The following is a 17,407-nucleotide window of genomic DNA, read 5'->3' as shown; positions in this document are numbered from 1 at the left end:
TCACGCTTCATCCATCGCGGTATTCAGTGACTGTTCCAGCTGGGCTTTGTAGCGCAGGAACAGAATAGTCTGCCCGCGCGTGTCCCCCAGTATCCCGGACAGGTCCAGGTCGGTGATGTAGCAGCGGTAACGTTGCGTCTCGCGGCGCTGGTCGAGGATCCGCCGCGCCACGACACTGAACAGCTGATCGCCAAACTCCAGCTCGGAAAACTCCATCCCGTCGCAATACAGCGTCACGCTGACCTGGCCGGGGGATGCTTCCTCGATAATCGCCTGCACGTCAAAGAACGATTTGTCGATGAGCATGGCCGGGCTCGGCCGATGCTCAACGCGGCGGGCCCGCCCTGAGCCATCGGGGGTTATGCGGTAATACAAAGCCTCCAGCGACGTTGATTCCAACGGGTTATCCAGCGGCAGCAACGTCACGCGCCGGTACGTCAACGATTGAAAAAAGCGCTGCAGCGGAACCAGCAGGCTGGGCTCACTGTGATAAGGCACCTGCTGATGCCATAACGCATTGCGCTCATCGAGCACGTACAGATCGGCATTGGGTTCATTGATCCGGTAAAACACTTGAATGCATTCGGGCTGACCGTACGGGATGAACAGCGACAGGTCCGAGTCGTCCAGTGCCTGCGGGTCCAGATGAAGCGGGCTGTAGGCGGAAAGCTCTTCTCCCAGATAGCTGAAGAGCGCCGGCACGTGTTCGAGCGTGACGTGGCTGACCTGGCCGGGGATCATTTCCAGAACGTGGTAACGCTGCTCGACCTGAATGAGATAGCGATGATTCAGGCGCCGGTCCAGCAGCAGTTGCGCAGTGCCGATGAGCTCTTCCACGCGCTGGGCGATAGCCTGCGCACGGTTGTGGCAAAAACAGCGCACGCGGATGACCGGCCTGACGGACTTTTCCGGCAGGCCGTTGAGCAATTCTGTCAGGCAGTCCAGCAGCGCATGGGGGCCGTCGAAGCGATTGACCAACACCTCGTTCCAGCTGTTGAGGGTGATCTGGTCGAAGGTCAGCACCAGATTTTCTCGGACGCCGGCGTAACTCAGCGAGTCGGTTCGCTCGGTCGTCATCAGGATGTTCAGATCTTTGTGGTGCCGGAGCGGGTCGACGCCGACGTTGACCAACAGCAGAATCTCGCAGGGCACGCTCGGGCTCAGCAGTACGTCTTCATCGACCATGGCCAGCGGCAGCGCAATGCTCTGCTGCAGCGCGCCTTGTAGATTAAACAGTTCAAATTCGGTCAGATCGCTGATGCCAGGGTGGAGCGCCAGGCGCGTGCTGCTGTCGATGACGTTGTTGCGATGGCACCACGTGAGCAGTTCCAGCAACTCGCGACTGCGCTTGATGGGCGCAAACGTCTCCAGCTCGTGGGCACTCAGGCTGCCGTTGTAGAGGCACCACTGATACCTGCCGGGCTCGCGCTTGTTCGGCAGTTGCGCCAGCGTCAGCGTGTCCTCGGCCAGATCCGGCGCAATGCCCGGGTTGAGAAATTCCACTTTGCCGGCTTTGCGTTCGAAGGCTGCATACAGACGACGCCCGAGCACATTCATGTCGCGCTTGGTGATCGAATTGACCGCTTTTTGCGCGCGAGCGAACTGGGTCAGGAAGCGATAACTGTAGTTGAGCTCGCCGACCAGCGCGCGGCGTTCGCTGGCGACTTGTCGCACTTTCCATTGGCTGCGGCTGTCGAGCAACGCCAGTTGACGCTCGTCCCAGTTCCACTCATTGACCAGCCGCTCCAGCAGCAGCCGTTGCCAGCCGTTACTGCGGTGACGGGTGGAGCCGGTGAGTTTCTTGTTCACCTTCAGGTACAAACTGCGGCGTACCAGTTCCAGTCGCTCGGGTTCACCCCGCGCCAACAGGTATTCCTCGATGCGCCGGTACACCATCACGTACGGGTCCAGCTCGTCGAGGTCGGCGCGGTTGGCGAACACGGCTTTCTTGAAGCGCATGCTCAAGCACTGCACATGGGGGTGCTCGCTGGCATAAACCTCGGTCAACAGTAGCTTGAGCACCGATTTGTAAGGTGATTCGATGCCTTTGAACAGCTGCCAGAGCCCGGCGCCGATGAATTCCCCCGGCGGGATGTGCGACATGTTGCCGAGGTCCAGCACCTCGTCGGCGCGAATAAAGCGTTTCGACAGCAGGGTGTGGGTGTATTCGGCGTAGCGCGCTTCTTCATAGACCGGCACCAGCCACCACATCGGGGTGCGCCCGGCGAGCCAGATGGCGGTGCGATAAAACTCGTCCAGCAGCAAATAGTGCTGGGTTGTGCCGCAGTCCTCGCCACTCAGCTGCGCGTCACGTTCGCCGACGACAAAACGCTCAGGATCAACGAGAAAGAAGTGTGCCTCGGCGCCCATGCTGGCTGCCCAGCTTTCGAGGGACTGGCACTTCCTGCGCAACTCCTGGATTTCGTCGGCCGACAGCAGCGGGTCGTGGCAGATCCACACGTCCATGTCGCTCTGGTCGGCCTGGGCGAGGGTGCCAAGGCTGCCCATCAGGAAGATGCCGTGAATCGGCTGTGGCGGATTCACCCGCCGTGGTTTGTATGAAAACGACCGGGTCAGGCGTTGCGCTTCAGCGAGGGCCTGGGCGTCTGGCTCGTAATGGGACACGCCAGCGGGGGTCGAGCCCGACACATAGCCTGGCAGCAGCGGATGATTGACGTGGAAAAGCAGCGGAAGCAGCGTGAGCACGCTTTGCTGACGGGTCGACAGGCCTTCGTACGCACGCGCCAAGCGACTCTGACTCAGGGCCAGAAAGCGGCTGCGCAACTGAGCGAGGACCTTGCGATCAATGCCCTCATCCAGATCCGGGCGAATTTCGGAACTACGCGTCATCGCGACTCGAAGCCGGCGGGCGGCACTGCATGAGGTGAGGGTATAGCGATAATAAAGACAGCTGGACGTCAGGCCAGTACGGCTCGATCACGGGTCTTTTTTATGGCGCCATTATTTTATCGGCGCAGCATCGTCGAAATGGAGGATTCGCGAAACCTTTATTTGATGCGTCCAGGCAAAGGTTTCGCGAGGGACGAAATCAGGCAGCTTCCTGGCTGGTAGCAAGAATAATCAGCAGCGATTGAGCGTGGTCAGCGGCATCCAGCCCCAGGCTGGTCAAATAGCCTCCGTCGTGTTGCGTGGTGAGGCCTTTGTCGAAAAGTCGTTGGGCAGCCGCGATGGCCGTGGGGGCCGCAGAGTGGTGGTGGACCTTCAGTCCCTCTTTGGTATTGCTCAGATTGAACAGCGACAGGATTTCCAGCTCGGCAACCAATTCAGGGGTAAACGACATAGGTGCTCCAGACTTTTTCCAGTGGATACACCGCGATCAGAATCGCAGGCGTGACGGCCCCGTCGCTATGCGGCAGCGAGGCTGTTGGAGTGTAGTCAGGTCTGGGGATTTTGCAGGAAGTATCTGGCCGGTCGTCAGGTCAGTTGAGCGACCGGCATGTGTGGCGGGTTTTACTCGTCTTCCGCCAGTCGCACGCCCGGTGGCATGTCGGGCAGTGCACGCAGGGCCGCTTCGTACCAGACGGTATTGAACGGGCGATCTTCGGCCAGGATCCCGTCGATCTCCAGCGCCAGAATGTGGGCCATCATCTGCAGAATCTCTTCACGCTCGATGCCCACCAGGGTCAGCTTGTTGTAAGTGGCTTTGGCCGCTGGCGGGTTGTCGCTTTCGATCTGATTTTCGATGGCTTCAATCAGCGTGGCTTCGGCAAACTCTTCGTCGTCGTTCTCGATGTTGTCGCTCATGTCGTTCTCGATGTCTTGCCAATTGATTGGAATCGCCCGTAACGGGCGACCCCTCTGATGCGTTTAGCGGGTGGCTAGCAAATGCTGTCCACGTACAACCGCGGCCTTGACCTGCTCCGGCGCCGTGCCGCCGATGTGATTACGCGCGTTGACCGAACCTTCGAGCGTCAGCACCTCGAAGACATCCTGTTCGATCTGATCACTGAACTGACGCAGCTCGTCCAGCGTCATCTCGGCCAGGTCCTTGCCGGTCTCAACGCCGTGCTTCACCGCGTGACCGACGATCTCGTGGCAATCACGGAATGGCAGGCCACGACGCACCAGGTAATCGGCAAGGTCGGTGGCGGTAGAGAAACCGCGCAGCGCGGCTTCGCGCATGATGGCGTGCTTGGGCTTGATCGCCGGGATCATGTCAGCGAATGCACGCAGCGAATCGCGCAGGGTGTCGGCGGCGTCGAACAGCGGTTCCTTGTCTTCCTGATTGTCCTTGTTGTAGGCCAGCGGCTGGCCTTTCATCAAGGTCAGCAGGCCCATCAAGGCGCCGAACACGCGGCCGCTTTTGCCACGGACCAGCTCAGGGACATCAGGGTTTTTCTTTTGCGGCATGATCGAACTGCCGGTGCAGAAGCGATCAGGCAGGTCGATGAACTGGAATTGCGCGCTGGTCCACAGCACCAGCTCTTCGGAGAAACGCGACAGGTGCATCATCGCGATGCTCGCGGCGGAGCAGAATTCGATGGCGAAGTCGCGATCGGAGACGCTGTCCAGCGAGTTGCCGCCAACGGCTTCGAAACCCAGCAGCTGGCAGGTCAGTTCGCGGTCGATCGGGTAGGTGGTGCCGGCCAGCGCGGCGCTGCCCAAGGGCATGCGGTTGGTGCGCTTGCGGCAATCGACCAGACGCTCGTAATCGCGGCTGAGCATTTCGAACCACGCCAGCATGTGGTGGCCGAAGGTCACGGGTTGCGCGGTCTGCAGGTGAGTGAAGCCCGGCATGATGGTGTCGGCTTCGCGCTCGGCCAGCCCCAGCAGGCCTTCTTGCAGGCGAGTGATCTCAGCCAGAATCAGGTCGATTTCATCACGCAGCCACAGGCGGATGTCGGTGGCGACTTGATCGTTGCGGCTACGACCGGTGTGCAGCTTTTTACCGGTGACGCCGATGCGATCGGTCAGGCGCGCTTCGATGTTCATGTGCACGTCTTCGAGGTCCACGCGCCAGTCGAACGTGCCGGCCTCGATCTCGCCCTGAATGCTCTTCAGCCCGTCGATGATGGTGTCGCGCTCGGCGTCGGTCAGCACGCCGACCTTGGCCAGCATCGTGGCGTGGGCGACGGAGCCCATGATGTCGTGGCGATAAAGGCGCTGATCGAAGGTGACGGAGGCGGTGAAGCGTGCGACGAAGGCGTCGACGGGTTCACTGAAGCGGCCGCCCCAGGACTGGTTGGTCTTGTCGGTGCTCATGATTCGCTCGCTGCTTTGCTGGTGGCTGAAACTGATGAAAAACCGGCGCCGGCCGATTCTAAAGACGCGGGCGATGATAACAGCATTGCCGTTTATTTATCCCCGGCGGCTTGCCCGCACCGGTATGAGCGAAGAGACTGGCGGCCATGCAAAACGAGCGCAAACACCCGGGGCAGAGCAGTGCGCCCGGCAAAGAGTTTTTCCTCCCGGAACTGTGTCTGCCCCAGGCGCTGCTGATGCTGGTCGTGCTGGCGGAGTTGCTGGTCTTCGTGCTTGTGCTCATCGAACCCATGCAGCCGGATTTCGACTGGGTGCGGTTGGCGCTGATTTCTCTTTTCGTGCAGTGGATCGTGCTGTTGTCCGCTGCGCTGCTGTGTGGCTTGCGCCCCTGGCTGGCACGGCTGCGTGCCGGGGTGGCCGGCTGCATCGGTTGTCTGCTGGTGGTGGCGGTGACGCTGATGTGCACCGCCGTGACGGACTACTACCAGGTGAATCCCCCGACCTCGTTCGATGGCGTCGTCGAGCGGTACCTGCGCTATGCCTTGATCGCCTTGATCATGTCCGTACTGATGCTGCGCTACTTTTACCTGCAGAGTCAGTGGCGCAAGCAGCAGCAGGCCGAACTCCAGGCCAGGATCGAGTCCTTGCAGGCACGTATCCGCCCGCATTTTCTATTCAACACGCTCAACAGCATCGCCAGTCTGGTCACCAGCGATCCGGTCAAGGCGGAGCAGGCAGTGCTTGATCTGTCCGACCTGTTCCGGGCCAGTCTGGGCAAGCCCGGCAGCCTGACGACATGGCGTGAAGAACTTGATTTGGCGAAACGCTATTTATCGATTGAGCAATATCGACTTGGCGAGCGTCTACAGTTGGACTGGGCCGTTAGTGCAATTCCCGACGACTTGCCAATTCCCCAGCTAACCTTGCAGCCATTATTGGAAAACGCGTTGATTTACGGCATCGCGCCCCGTGTTGAAGGCGGCGTGGTCAGAGTTGAGGCGGACTACGAACGGGGAGTATTTATATTGCGCGTCAGTAATCCTTACGATGAGGTCGTCTTACAGCAAAATCCAGGCGGCACTCAGCAGGCCTTGGCAAACATCGGCGCTCGACTCACGGCACTTTTCGGCCCTCTCGCCAGTCTGAGCGTGGAGCGCCGAGACGGTCGTCACTTCACCTGTCTACGCTATCCTTGTGCGAGACTCACGCAGGAAGCCAGAGCAATATGAATGTCCTGATCGTTGATGACGAACCCCTAGCCCGAGACCGCCTGAGCCGTATGGTAAGTGAGCTCGAGGGTTACAAGGTTCTTGAACCCAGCGCCACCAATGGCGAAGAAGCATTGCAGCTGATTGAAAATTTGAAACCCGACGTGGTGTTGCTGGATATCCGCATGCCGGGCCTGGATGGACTTCAGGTCGCGGCTAAATTGTGCGAGCGCGACACCCCGCCTGCCGTCGTGTTTTGCACGGCCCACGATGAATTTGCGCTGGAGGCCTTTCAGGTCAGCGCCGTGGGTTATCTGGTCAAACCGGTTCGTCCCGAGCACCTGCTTGAGGCGTTGCGCAAGGCCGAGCGGCCGAATCGCGTGCAACTGGCGGCGATGACCCGACCTGCTGCCGAAAGCGGCACCGGCCCGCGCAGCCACATCAGCGCGCGTACCCGAAAGGGCATTGAGCTGATTCCGCTGGCTGAGGTGATCTATTTCATCGCCGATCACAAGTACGTGACCCTGCGCCATGAAGGCGGCGAAGTGCTGCTGGATGAACCGCTTAAAGCCCTGGAAGACGAATTCGGCGACCGTTTTGTGCGTATTCACCGCAACGCGCTGGTCGCCCGGGAGCGCATTGAACGCCTGCAGCGCACGCCGCTGGGCCATTTCCAGTTGTTCCTCAAGGGGCTCAACGGTGATGCGCTGATCGTCAGCCGCCGGCACGTTGCCGGTGTGCGCAAGATGATGCAGCAGTTGTAAGCGAGTGCCGCGAGGGCCATGCCGTGCGATGCGGGCGACACGCCGTCGCATGGCGTGCGCAGGTTGATTGAGATCATGATGCGCAACGATTGAATACAGTCATTCGGCCCGATCCGGCCGAGCTGTTATTATTCGCCGCATTCACTCAGTACGGACCGGTTCATGTCTTCTCGCGAAATCCGCATCGCCACCCGCAAAAGCGCCCTGGCCCTCTGGCAAGCCGAGTACGTCAAGGCGCGTCTGGAGCAGGCGCATCCCGGTCTGATCGTGACGCTGGTGCCAATGGTCAGTCGCGGCGACAAGCTGCTGGATTCGCCGCTGTCGAAAATCGGTGGCAAGGGTCTGTTCGTCAAGGAGCTGGAAACAGCCCTGATGGAGCACACCGCCGACATCGCCGTCCACTCGATGAAAGACGTGCCGATGGACTTCCCTCAGGGGCTTGGCCTGTTCTGCATCTGCGAGCGCGAAGACCCGCGCGATGCCTTCGTCTCCAACACCTACGCCAGTCTCGATGAACTGCCCGCCGGCGCCGTGGTGGGAACGTCGAGCCTGCGTCGGCAGGCCCAGTTGCTGGCGCGTCGGCCTGACCTGCAAATCCGGTTTCTGCGTGGCAACGTCAACACGCGCCTCGCCAAGCTGGACGCCGGTGAGTACGACGCGATCATCCTTGCCGCGGCCGGCCTGATCCGTCTGGGTTTCGAAGACCGCATCACTGCCCCCATCAGCATCGACCACAGCTTGCCGGCTGGCGGGCAGGGCGCAGTGGGCATTGAATGCCGCAGCGTCGACATCGAACTTCATGCCTTGCTGGCCCCGCTGCACCATGACGATACGGCCGTGCGGGTCACCGCTGAGCGCGCGCTCAACAAGCACCTCAACGGTGGGTGCCAGGTGCCGATTGCCTGCTACGCCGTGCTGGAAGGCGAACAACTGTGGTTGCGCGGTCTTGTGGGCGATCCTTCCGGCACAGTGCTGCTCCACGCCGAAGCGCGTGCGCCCCAAGTGGATGCTCAAACGCTGGGTGTACAAGTGGCCGAAGCGCTGCTGGCTCAAGGTGCGGCGAAGATTCTCAAAGCGGTGTACGGCGAGGCAGGCGACGAGTGAAGGCCTGGCGTTTGCTGCTCACGCGTCCTGCTGAAGAATCCCAGGCCCTTGCGCAGACCCTGGCTGAGGTTGGCGTGTACAGCGCCAGCCTGCCGTTGCTGGAGATCGAGCCATTGCCGGTTTCAGAAGCGAACCGTTCGATCATCTATGACCTTGCGGCGTACTGCGCTGTCATCGTCGTCAGCAAGCCGGCCGCGCGGCTGGGCCTGGCGATGCTCGATGAAGTCTGGCCGCAGCCGCCGATGCAGAAGTGGTTCACCGTTGGTGCTGCCACTGCGCAAATTCTCGATGACTACGGCCTGCCAGTTTTCTTCTCAGAGCACGGCGATGACAGCGAAGCATTGCTCGACCTGCCGCAGTTTCAACAAGCCCTCTCGGGCTATGACCCCAAAGTGCTGATCATGCGCGGCGAAGACGGCCGCGAGCTGCTCGCCGAGCGGTTGCGCGAGCGCGGTGTGGTGGTGGATTACCTGCCGCTGTATCGTCGCCACCTGCCGCAATACCCGGCTTTTACGTTGCCGGATACGGTAAAAGCGGAACGCTTGAATGGGCTGGTGGTCAGCAGTGGACAGGGTTTCGAGCATCTGCGCGAGTTGGCGGGCGACGCCTGGCCTACGCTTGCGCAGATGCCTTTGTTTGTACCGAGCCCGCGGGTCGCCGAAATGGCGCGTGCTGCCGGAGCTCTTACCGTAGTGGACTGCCGTGGCGCCAGCGCCCCGGCCTTGCTGGCAGCATTGCGCGGATACACCGCGCCTGCCTCACAGGCGTAATGCTCGATCAGTCGGATTACGCGACGCCCAAAATGCAAAGGATGGACACGTGAGCGAAACAGTCTTGCCAAAAGATGACGTTGAACCGGTACTGGCCAAATCCGAGCCGCTGCCGGATCCAGCGTACAAAGAACCGTCGACTCGCCGGAGCAGCAACGGGCTCGCCATACTGGCCCTGTTGCTGGGCGCTGCGGGCGTTGCCGTTGGCGGCTGGAGCGTTTGGCAACTGCGCGCCATGCAGGCTGGTCATCAGGAGCAGTCGGGCCAGTTGCAGGACATCGGCTCTCAGACTCAAGCCCTCAAGCAGAGCGAGCAGCAGATCGCTGCGCGTCTGGCGCAACTGCCTCCTGCCCAGGAGCTTGAAGATCGCCGCCGCCTCGTCACGCAGTTGCAGGGTGATCAGCAGCGCCTGAGCCAGCGTGTAGAAACCGTGCTCGGCGCCAGCCGCAAGGATTGGCGTCTCGCCGAAGCGGAGCATTTGCTGCGCCTGGCGAGCCTGAGGCTGTCTGCGCTGCAAGACATCAATAGCGCTGCAGCGCTGGTGCAGGGCGCCGACGAGATCCTGCGCGAGCAGGACGATCCCGGCGCATTTGCAGCCCGCGAGCAATTGGCCAAGAGCCTGACTGCGCTGCGCAGCGTCGATCAACCGGATCGCACGGGTCTGTTTCTGCAACTGGCGGCAGTGCGTGATCAAGTCGCGCAATTGAACGAGCTGGCGCCGGAATACCAAGACAAGGGCGACTCGCTGTTCGGTTTGACCGATGTGAGCGAGGACAGCTACTGGGCCAAGTGGTGGGACAAGATCTCCCAGTTCGTTCGAATCGACTTCCATGCAGATAAGAATATTCGTCCATTGCTGGCTGGCCAGAGCCTGACCCAGGTTCGTCTGGCGCTGAGCCTGGCGATCGAGCAGGCGCAATGGGCAGCGCTCAACGGCCAGGCCCCGGTCTACGAAAAAGCCATGGCTGAGGCGCGTAGCGTCCTGGACGACAATTTCAATCGCGATAACCAGCAGAGCAAAGCCCTCGGCCAGCGTCTGGATGAGCTGGGCAAACAGCCGGTTTCCGTGGCGACCCCTGACCTGACACAAAGCTTGGCGGCGGTTCAGGCGTATCTCGAGCAGCGTCATACGCCTGTTGGCGGTGCGCTGGAGAAGCGCACTGACGAGGCCCAGCCTGGGAAACAGCCATGAAGCGCGCTTACGTCGTCCTCTTCGTGCTGGTGGTGGCCGCGGCGCTGATCGGTGTCGCGATCTCTCGCCATGCGGGTTACGTGCTGATCTCCTACGACACTTTCCGCTACGAATCGAGCATCTGGGCAGCACTGGCGATACTGGTCGCCCTCCTGTTTATTCTTTGGCTGGTGCGGGTGCTGATCTCATTGCTGACGACCTCCGGTGGGGTGGTCAATCCCTGGTCGCGTCGCAACCGAAGCCGTCGTGTGCAAAACGCGATCGAGCAGGGCCAGCTGGACCTCGCCGAAGGGCGCTGGGCCAGCGCGCAACGCAATTTGCATCGCGCTGCCGAGGCGGAACGTCAGCCACTGCTTTACTACCTCGGCGCGGCCCGGGCTGCGAACGAGCAGGGCCGTTATGAGGAAAGCGACAATCTCCTCGAGCGCGCGCTGGAGCGTCAGCCTCACGCCGAACTGGCCATTGCGCTGAGCCACGCACAGTTGCAGGTGGACCGCAGCGATCTCGACGGCGCGCTGGTGACCCTTCAGGCCATGCAGGAGCGCCATCCGCATAACCCGCAGGTGTTGCGCCAGTTGCAGCGCCTGTACCGCGAGCGCGGCGAGTGGGCGGAGTTGATTCGCTTGATGCCTGAGCTGCGCAAGGACAAAGTGCTCCCGGCGCAAGAGCTGGCTGAGCTTGAGAGCCGCGCGTGGGGCGAGAATCTCTCGTTGGCCGCCCATCGTGAATCCGACAGCGATACCGTAGCCACGGGCCTCCCGTCGCTGGAGAACGCCTGGCAGCAATTGACCTCGGCCCAGCGCCAGGAGCCTGCGCTGGTATTGGCGTATGCCGAGCAGCTGCGACGTCTGGGCGCCGATGTGCAGGCCGAAGAGGTTTTGCGTAAGGCCATGAAGCGCGATTACAACACCCACCTTGCACGTTTGTATGGCCTGGTGCGCGGCGCTGATCCTGCCAAACAACTGCAGACCGCCGAAGGTTGGCTGAAAAGTCACACCGATGACCCAGGCTTGCTGTTGACCCTGGGCCGTCTGTGTCTGCAGAGCAGCCTGTGGGGTAAAGCGCGTGATTATCTTGAGTCGAGCTTGAGGTTGCAGCGCAACCCGGAAGCGTGTGCCGAACTGGCTCGCTTGCTCGCGCAGCTGGGCGAAACTGATCGCAGCAATCAGCTGTTTCAGGAAGGCCTGGGCCTGCTGGATGAGCGTTTGCTTGCACGTCCGTTGCCAGCGCTGACACGCGCTTAGACTGGGTCGAGGCGTCAACTCGAAGAGGCCCGATTGCGGGCCTTTTCAGTGTCTGCTTCCCTGATTCGTGTAGGACCTTTCCGTGCTTGGTGTGGCTTGTTGAGAAGATCTTCAAGCTATCGGTACAACGTCTTAAACACGGCGTCGGGATTTACCTACAGCAACAAAGAAATATCCTCCGTCGGGTGCCTTGAAAGCGACTCGCGCTTTCCTCTACCGTAGCCGCCTTCGTCTTTTGTTACGGATCTTCCATGCAGCTGGCTCGTACGCGCTCCTTGTTCTCTCTGGCGTTTGTGGCCTGCGCATCGATTGTGGGAGCGACGGTTTATCTCGGCCCTGTGGTTGATGCGGCGCCATGCCCGATGTGTCTGCTTCAGCGTGTGCTCATGGCGTTATCAGCGGTTGTTTGCCTGCTCGCCGCGCTGCACGCGCCTGGCAAATCCGGCTGGCGTGTCTACGCAGGCTTTCTTTTACTGTTTTCCGCTTTGGGGGCGAGCGTCGCGGCACGACAGGTCTGGTTGCAGGCTTCGCCGCCCGAGAACATGGCGGCGTGCATTGAAAATCTTCACTACCTGTTGGAAACGCAAACCTTCGTGAAGGTCATGCTGATGGTGTTGGCGGGAAGTGCGGGGTGCTCCGAGATCAACTGGTCGCTGTTCGGCATCAGCTTGCCGGAGTGGAGCCTGCTGGCATTTTCGGGGCTTTGCCTGTTCGCGCTGTACTACCTCTTTATCGAGTTTCGGCGATTCAGATCAATAGATGTAGGGCCTTCGGATTAAACACTTGTATGAACTTTGTGTCCTGCGTACCTTGATGGGCTAGTCATGCGGGCATAATCTGGGCCGCACGCATCATCGGATCAATGCTGTTGTCGACGCTTGTCCAGGCCGGTACCGACCAATCTCGGACCGAACCGGAGTGCGCTTGAAGCAGCATGCCCCTGAAGGGAAGAGAGAACATCATGCTGGAAAGTTGTCAGAACGCTCAGGAACGCTGGGGTGGGGTTCACAAGCTGATTGACCGCTGGTTGCTGGAGCGCAACGAGCTGATCAAGGCTTACGATGCCATCGGTGCAGAGCCGGGAGCGTTCTCTGAAAAGCGCGTGCCCCTGCAGGACTTCTGCGGCACGCTGGTCGATTACGTGTCGGCCGGTCATTTCGAAATCTACGAGCAACTCACCAGCGAGGCCAAGGCATTCAACGATCAGCGTGGCCTCGAGCTGGCTGACACGATCTATCCTCGAATCGACGTCATCACCGAGAAGCTACTGGCCTTCAACGATCTCTGTGACGAAGGCAAATGTGTCACCGAGAAATTCAAGGAATTGGGCGGCTTGCTGCACGAGCGTTTTGAACTGGAAGACTGCCTGATCGAAGTGCTGCATAACGCGCACAAGGAACAGATTGAGGCAGAGGTCTGAGCAGACCGCTGATGAAAAAAGGGTGCCTTGGGCACCCTTTTTTATGGTCTGTCTTTAGGGCTGCCGCCTACGAGCCTGAGCCAGTTCCAGCGTTACTGCGACACCCCGAGCAGCTCGATTTCGAACACCAGCGGCGTGTAGGGATCGATCAGATCGCCTGCACCCTCTGCGCCGTACGCTTGGGCCGAGGGGATGACCAGCCGCCATTTGGCACCCACCGGCATGTCGGCGAGGGCTGTGGTCCAGCCAGCGATGACGCTGTCCAGGCGGAACCATTGTGGCTGCTGGCTCTGATCGAAGATCGTGCCATCAGGAAGACGGCCTACATACTTCACCTGCACACGGCCATTGATGTCGGGTTTGGCACCGTTGCCCGGCGTCAGCTCGGTCATCAGGATGCCGTCCGCGAGCTGGCGAACGCCCGGTTTGGCCTTCTCGGCGTCCATGAACTTGCGCTCATCCTTCAACGCCGCTTCAGTCTGCGGTTCGGTCTGGCCGGAGTTTTCAGCCTGGGCAAGGGCGGCGTCGTGGTCGCTGAGGATCTGCTCCATGCGTTCCTGTTTGATCGCCAGCGGCTTGCCTTGATACGCCGACTGCAGACCTTCAAGCAGCGCGGGCAACTGCAGGTCGGGTGCTTCCTGACGCAGGCGCTCACCCAGGCTCGCACCGAGGCTATAGGAAAGATCGTGGGTGTTGTCGGACGCCGGAGCATCGGTCGCGTGAGCAAGGGGTACCAAGAGGAACAACGACATAAACAGGTAGCGCGACATGAATGCTCTCCGGCCTGGGAAGTGAGCGATTATGCCAGCGCTGAGGCCCGAGCGTGACGGGTATTGCCGCGTTTTTCGGCGTCCTGCAACAGAGCGGGGATTGTAGTGTCAAGATGCCCTAGCGGCGGTGCGGGCGGAGGTCTAGTATGGCCGCACTCAAATCAGCCAGGAGGTAAGTCATGTCGGCCACCAAGAAGCCAGTAAACACTCCGTTGCATTTGCTCCAACAGCTCTCGAGCAGCCTGCTCGAACATCTCGAAGACGCTTGCTCTCAAGCATTGGCTGACGCTGAAAAACTGCTCGCCAAACTCGAGAAACAACGTGGCAAGGCGCAGGAAAAGCTGCACAAGTCGCGCACCAAATTGCAGGACGCTGCTGCCGCCGGTAAAGCCAAGGCGCAAGGCAAGGCCAAAGACAGCGTGTCCGAGCTCGAGTCGTTGCTCGACGCGTTGAAAGATCGTCAGACCGAAACCCGCAGCTATATCCTCAACCTCAAGCGTGATGCTCAGGAAAGCCTGAAGCTGGCCCAAGGCATTGGCCGCGTGAAGGAAGCCGTTGGCAAAGCGCTGAACGATCGCGCTGCAAACGCCCCGGTGCAAGCGGCTGCCAAGCCTGCCGCCAAGCCTGTTCCTGCAAAAACACCTGCAAAACCTGCTGCTAAAGCGGCCCCGGCCAAGCCTGCCGCTAAAACTGCAGTCAAAGCCGTCGCTGAAAAAACCGTTGCCAAAGTGACTGCGAAAACCGTCGCCGCCAAGCCAGCTGCGAGCAAGGCGCCCGCTGCCAAGCCAGCTGTCAGCGCCGCAAGCAAGCCAGTCGCTAAAACTTCGACTGCCGCGAAGCCGGTCGCCAAGCCAGCCGCCAAGACTACCGCTGCCAAGCCGGCTGCCGTAAAGGCCGCTGCCAAACCTGCTCCGGCTAAAGCGCCTGCTGCAAAGCCGGCCGCCAGTGCCGCTGCCAAGCCTGCTGCGAGCAAAGTAGCCGCCAAGCCTGCCGCGAAAGCGAGCCCGGTTGCCAAGCCAGCAGCGTCGAAACCTGCCGCTGCCAAGCCAGTCGCAGCGAAGGCTGCGGCAAAACCGGCCGTCAAGCCTGCTGTCTCCGCAACCGCCAAGCCAGCACCTGCTGCTCCGGCAGCGTCTCCTGCGCCAGCCGCCCCGGCCGCGCCAGCTGCTGATTCGACCTCGAACAGCGCGTCCTAAGCGATATCGGTCCCGGCGCGAAGCAGAATCTGCAACGCGTCGGGACTGGCTTGAGCAGCACCTCCCGCCAGCGCTCCCAGCCAAACACCCGTAGGTTGAGAATCTCGCTCAGGCCAGTCTTTGGTCAGCCGTTGCAGACGCACCAGCAGCTCACGCTCGGCATCGAGCTCCAGGGTTTTCAGTCTGTCGCGTAACGCCTTCAGCTCTTCGTCTTCAGCCGCGTCGGCCTTCCAGCGTGTCCGAACATCCCTCAATGGCCCCACCACCTTCTCGTGCCACGGGTCGGCCAATTGTCCGATTTCTCGCGCCCGCTCTGAGTCGAACTGCACACCACGCCGGTCCATCCAGACGCCGCACAGCAGCGCGCAGACATTGGCGCCACTGGCCTGCAGGGTGAGACATGCCTGCTCAACGCCTGGGCGAGCATAGAAATCGAGAGTGAAACTCCATAGGTCCGAAAGCATCGTCATCTACCTGTTTTGGGCGAAGCTGGTAGACTCCGCCGCCATTATGATCAGACTTCAAAGCCTTACCTTACAGCGTGGTCCGCAACGTCTGCTAGAAGACGCCGAGTTGACCCTGCACGCCGGCCAGAAAGCCGGCCTGATCGGCGCCAACGGCGCCGGTAAATCCAGCCTGTTCGCACTGTTGCGGGGTGAATTGACCCCCGACAACGGCGACTGTCTGCTGCCCGCCGATTGGCGCATCGCCCACATGCGTCAGGAGGTCGATACCCTCGATCGTGTGGCGGTGGATTATGTGCTCGACGGCGACCTGCGTCTGCGTCAGGTGCAGCATGACCTCGCGGCTGCCGAGGCCGCTCAGGACGGCGCCGCGCAAGCACGTCTGCATTCGGAGCTCGACAGTGCCGATGGCTACACGGCCGACGCGCGGGCGCGCAAGTTGCTGGCAGGTTTGGGTTTTACCAACGAGCAGATGGAGCGCCAGGTCAGCGATTTTTCCGGTGGCTGGCGGATGCGTCTCAACCTGGCGCAGGCTTTGATGTGTCCTTCGGACCTGTTGCTGCTCGATGAACCGACCAACCACCTGGATCTCGATGCCATTCTCTGGCTCGAAGACTGGCTCAAGAGCTACCAGGGCACGCTGCTGCTGATCTCCCACGACCGCGATTTTCTGGATGCGGTCGTCGATCATGTTGCCCACGTCGAGCAGAAAAAGATCACGCTTTATCGCGGCGGTTACAGCGCGTTCGAGCGCGCCCGTGCCGAACGTCTGGCCCAGCAACAACAGGCCTACGACAAGCAACAGGCCCAGCGCGCGCACATGGAGAAATTCATCACGCGCTTCAAGGCCCAGGCTACCAAGGCCAAGCAGGCCCAGAGCCGGATCAAGGCGCTTGAGCGAATGGAAGAGCTGTCGGCGGCCCACGTCGATTCTCCGTTCGACTTCACCTTCCGCGAATCGACCAAGATCTCCAGCCCGCTGATGGATCTGTCTGACGCGCGACTGGGCTACGGCGACAAAGCCATCCTGCAGAAGGTCAAACTGCAACTGACGCCGGGCGCACGCATCGGCTTGCTGGGCCCGAACGGGGCCGGTAAATCCACGCTGATCAAAAACCTCGCAGGCGAACTCGAGCCATTGAGCGGGCGCATGGTGCGTGGCGAAAACACGGTGGTCGGCTATTTCGCCCAGCATCAGCTTGACTCGCTGGACGCCAAGGCCAGTCCACTGCTGCACCTGCAACGCATTGCGCCCACCGAACGCGAGCAGGCGCTGCGGGATTTCCTCGGCGGTTTCGACTTCCGTGGTGCGCGCCTCGACGAGCCGGTGCTGAATTTCTCCGGCGGCGAAAAAGCGCGGCTGGCATTGGCCCTGATTGCCTGGGACAAACCCAACCTGCTGCTGCTCGACGAACCGACCAACCACCTGGATCTGGAAATGCGCCTGGCCCTGACCATGGCGCTTCAGGAGTTCAGTGGCGCGGTGCTGGTGGTGTCTCACGACCGGCATTTGCTCAAGAGCACGACGGACAACTTCCTCCTCGTCGCCGATGGCCTGGTTCAGGAGTTCGATGGCGACCTGGATGACTATGCCCGTTGGCTGGTGGACTATCGCCTGCGCAATGCACCGGCCAGCAATACGCCGGTCAATGTCGACAAGACTGACAAGAAAGCCCAGCGACAGCAGGCCGCCGCATTGCGCCAGCAACTCGCCCCGCATAAGCGCGAAGCCGACAAGCTTGAAAAAGAGCTCGGCACGTTGCACGAGAAACTGGCGAAGATCGAAGTCGCCCTGGGCGACAGCGGTATCTACGAAGCGGCCAACAGAGACAAATTGCGCGACCTGCTGGCCGATCAGGCCAAGCTGAAATCCCGTGAGTCCGAGCTTGAAGAAGCGTGGATGGAAGCACTGGAATTGCTGGAGTCGATGCAGGCCGAGCTGGAAGCGTTGTCCTGATGGCGTCACCTGCGTTGGCCGTATAACGCAGGCGACCGGAACAGCTGTCTGGCAAGTCGCCGCAACAGTCAGAAATGACTGGCGTTTAAAGGCCT

At 60.9% G+C, this 17,407-nt stretch carries 16 protein-coding genes; 10 read left to right on the top strand and 6 right to left on the bottom strand.

Annotated elements, in window-relative coordinates; translation table 11 throughout:
• From ACYASU_RS07310 to argH, 4 genes are all read right to left on the bottom strand, one after another.
• Window positions 1–2,850: a class I adenylate cyclase gene (locus ACYASU_RS07310; RefSeq protein ID WP_463582413.1), complete on the bottom strand. Its 2,850-nt coding sequence runs from the start codon at window positions 2,848–2,850 to the stop codon at window positions 1–3.
• 199 nt (window positions 2,851–3,049) lie between these two features.
• On the bottom strand, window positions 3,050–3,301 hold the full coding sequence (locus ACYASU_RS07305) for a TIGR02647 family protein (protein WP_074892677.1): 252 nt from the start codon (window positions 3,299–3,301) through the stop codon (window positions 3,050–3,052).
• Between the two features lie 170 nt (window positions 3,302–3,471).
• Window positions 3,472–3,765 (bottom strand): hypothetical protein, encoded by a 294-nt coding sequence (locus ACYASU_RS07300; protein ID WP_282365877.1) that lies wholly within the window; start codon window positions 3,763–3,765, stop codon window positions 3,472–3,474.
• A gap of 63 nt (window positions 3,766–3,828) precedes the next feature.
• The gene (argH, locus tag ACYASU_RS07295) at window positions 3,829–5,223 is read right to left on the bottom strand and encodes an argininosuccinate lyase (protein ID WP_282365873.1); all 1,395 of its coding nucleotides are present in this window, start codon (window positions 5,221–5,223) and stop codon (window positions 3,829–3,831) included.
• A 146-nt stretch (window positions 5,224–5,369) separates the two neighbouring features.
• Here argH and ACYASU_RS07290 point away from each other — a divergent pair, with 146 nt between their 5' ends.
• The 8 genes from ACYASU_RS07290 (at window position 5,370) to rsd (ending at window position 12,925) form a co-directional block, all read left to right on the top strand.
• Entirely contained in the window at window positions 5,370–6,452 is a 1,083-nt protein-coding gene (locus ACYASU_RS07290; RefSeq protein ID WP_463582412.1) for a sensor histidine kinase, read from the top strand.
• Window positions 6,449–7,195, top strand: a complete 747-nt coding sequence (locus ACYASU_RS07285) for a LytR/AlgR family response regulator transcription factor (protein ID WP_074892681.1) — start codon at window positions 6,449–6,451, stop codon at window positions 7,193–7,195. Before ACYASU_RS07290 ends, ACYASU_RS07285 begins: the two co-directional genes overlap by 4 nt.
• 162 nt (window positions 7,196–7,357) lie before the next feature.
• Window positions 7,358–8,299, top strand: coding sequence for a hydroxymethylbilane synthase (hemC, locus tag ACYASU_RS07280; protein ID WP_192171396.1), 942 nt, complete (start codon window positions 7,358–7,360; stop codon window positions 8,297–8,299).
• The gene (locus ACYASU_RS07275) at window positions 8,296–9,069 is read left to right on the top strand and encodes a uroporphyrinogen-III synthase (RefSeq protein WP_463582411.1); all 774 of its coding nucleotides are present in this window, start codon (window positions 8,296–8,298) and stop codon (window positions 9,067–9,069) included. The genes hemC and ACYASU_RS07275 overlap by 4 nt, the downstream gene beginning before the upstream one ends.
• 49 nt (window positions 9,070–9,118) lie before the next feature.
• The gene (locus ACYASU_RS07270) at window positions 9,119–10,261 is read left to right on the top strand and encodes a uroporphyrinogen-III C-methyltransferase (RefSeq protein WP_463582410.1); all 1,143 of its coding nucleotides are present in this window, start codon (window positions 9,119–9,121) and stop codon (window positions 10,259–10,261) included.
• Entirely contained in the window at window positions 10,258–11,505 is a 1,248-nt protein-coding gene (locus ACYASU_RS07265; RefSeq protein ID WP_463582409.1) for a heme biosynthesis HemY N-terminal domain-containing protein, read from the top strand. Before ACYASU_RS07270 ends, ACYASU_RS07265 begins: the two co-directional genes overlap by 4 nt.
• Window positions 11,506–11,780: 275 nt before the next feature.
• The gene (locus ACYASU_RS07260) at window positions 11,781–12,284 is read left to right on the top strand and encodes a disulfide bond formation protein B (protein ID WP_463582408.1); all 504 of its coding nucleotides are present in this window, start codon (window positions 11,781–11,783) and stop codon (window positions 12,282–12,284) included.
• 182 nt (window positions 12,285–12,466) lie between these two features.
• Window positions 12,467–12,925 (top strand): sigma D regulator, encoded by a 459-nt coding sequence (rsd, locus tag ACYASU_RS07255; protein WP_192171391.1) that lies wholly within the window; start codon window positions 12,467–12,469, stop codon window positions 12,923–12,925.
• Between the two features lie 92 nt (window positions 12,926–13,017).
• Here rsd and ACYASU_RS07250 read toward each other — a convergent pair whose 3' ends face one another.
• A complete protein-coding gene (locus ACYASU_RS07250) occupies window positions 13,018–13,695 on the bottom strand; it encodes an FKBP-type peptidyl-prolyl cis-trans isomerase (protein WP_192171390.1) in 678 nt (225 codons plus the stop codon).
• A 179-nt stretch (window positions 13,696–13,874) separates the two neighbouring features.
• On the opposite strand from ACYASU_RS07250, the gene ACYASU_RS07245 reads away from it, so the two are divergent.
• A complete protein-coding gene (locus ACYASU_RS07245; RefSeq protein WP_463582407.1) occupies window positions 13,875–14,891 on the top strand; it encodes an AlgP family protein in 1,017 nt (338 codons plus the stop codon).
• Here the strand turns inward: ACYASU_RS07245 and ACYASU_RS07240 are convergent.
• Window positions 14,888–15,355 carry a TIGR02444 family protein gene (locus ACYASU_RS07240; RefSeq protein ID WP_463582406.1) on the bottom strand — a complete coding sequence of 156 codons (468 nt, stop codon included), beginning with the start codon at window positions 15,353–15,355 and terminating at the stop codon, window positions 14,888–14,890. The two genes, ACYASU_RS07245 and ACYASU_RS07240, sit on opposite strands and share 4 nt — an antisense overlap.
• A 46-nt stretch (window positions 15,356–15,401) precedes the next feature.
• On the opposite strand from ACYASU_RS07240, the gene ACYASU_RS07235 reads away from it, so the two are divergent.
• On the top strand, window positions 15,402–17,312 hold the full coding sequence (locus ACYASU_RS07235; RefSeq protein ID WP_346629500.1) for an ATP-binding cassette domain-containing protein: 1,911 nt from the start codon (window positions 15,402–15,404) through the stop codon (window positions 17,310–17,312).
• The last annotated feature ends 95 nt before the right edge of the window (window positions 17,313–17,407 follow it).

The organism is Pseudomonas sp. HP_12 (assembly GCF_055283955.1).
This window is presented reverse-complemented; position numbering and strand designations above follow the sequence as displayed.

Bases quoted from the DNA above. Each gene is read 5' to 3' on its own strand.
- ACYASU_RS07250 (WP_192171390.1), bottom strand. From the start codon at position 13,695: ATGTCGCGCTACCTGTTTATGTCGTTGTTCCTCTTGGTACCCCTTGCT.
- ACYASU_RS07245 (WP_463582407.1), top strand. From the start codon at position 13,875: ATGTCGGCCACCAAGAAGCCAGTAAACACTCCGTTGCATTTGCTCCAA.
- ACYASU_RS07235 (WP_346629500.1), top strand. From the start codon at position 15,402: ATGATCAGACTTCAAAGCCTTACCTTACAGCGTGGTCCGCAACGTCTG.
- ACYASU_RS07285 (WP_074892681.1), top strand. From the start codon at position 6,449: ATGAATGTCCTGATCGTTGATGACGAACCCCTAGCCCGAGACCGCCTG.
- rsd (WP_192171391.1), top strand. From the start codon at position 12,467: ATGCTGGAAAGTTGTCAGAACGCTCAGGAACGCTGGGGTGGGGTTCAC.
- hemC (WP_192171396.1), top strand. From the start codon at position 7,358: ATGTCTTCTCGCGAAATCCGCATCGCCACCCGCAAAAGCGCCCTGGCC.
- ACYASU_RS07310 (WP_463582413.1), bottom strand. From the start codon at position 2,850: ATGACGCGTAGTTCCGAAATTCGCCCGGATCTGGATGAGGGCATTGAT.
- ACYASU_RS07265 (WP_463582409.1), top strand. From the start codon at position 10,258: ATGAAGCGCGCTTACGTCGTCCTCTTCGTGCTGGTGGTGGCCGCGGCG.
- argH (WP_282365873.1), bottom strand. From the start codon at position 5,223: ATGAGCACCGACAAGACCAACCAGTCCTGGGGCGGCCGCTTCAGTGAA.
- ACYASU_RS07240 (WP_463582406.1), bottom strand. From the start codon at position 15,355: ATGCTTTCGGACCTATGGAGTTTCACTCTCGATTTCTATGCTCGCCCA.
- ACYASU_RS07300 (WP_282365877.1), bottom strand. From the start codon at position 3,765: ATGAGCGACAACATCGAGAACGACGACGAAGAGTTTGCCGAAGCCACG.
- ACYASU_RS07305 (WP_074892677.1), bottom strand. From the start codon at position 3,301: ATGTCGTTTACCCCTGAATTGGTTGCCGAGCTGGAAATCCTGTCGCTG.
- ACYASU_RS07290 (WP_463582412.1), top strand. From the start codon at position 5,370: ATGCAAAACGAGCGCAAACACCCGGGGCAGAGCAGTGCGCCCGGCAAA.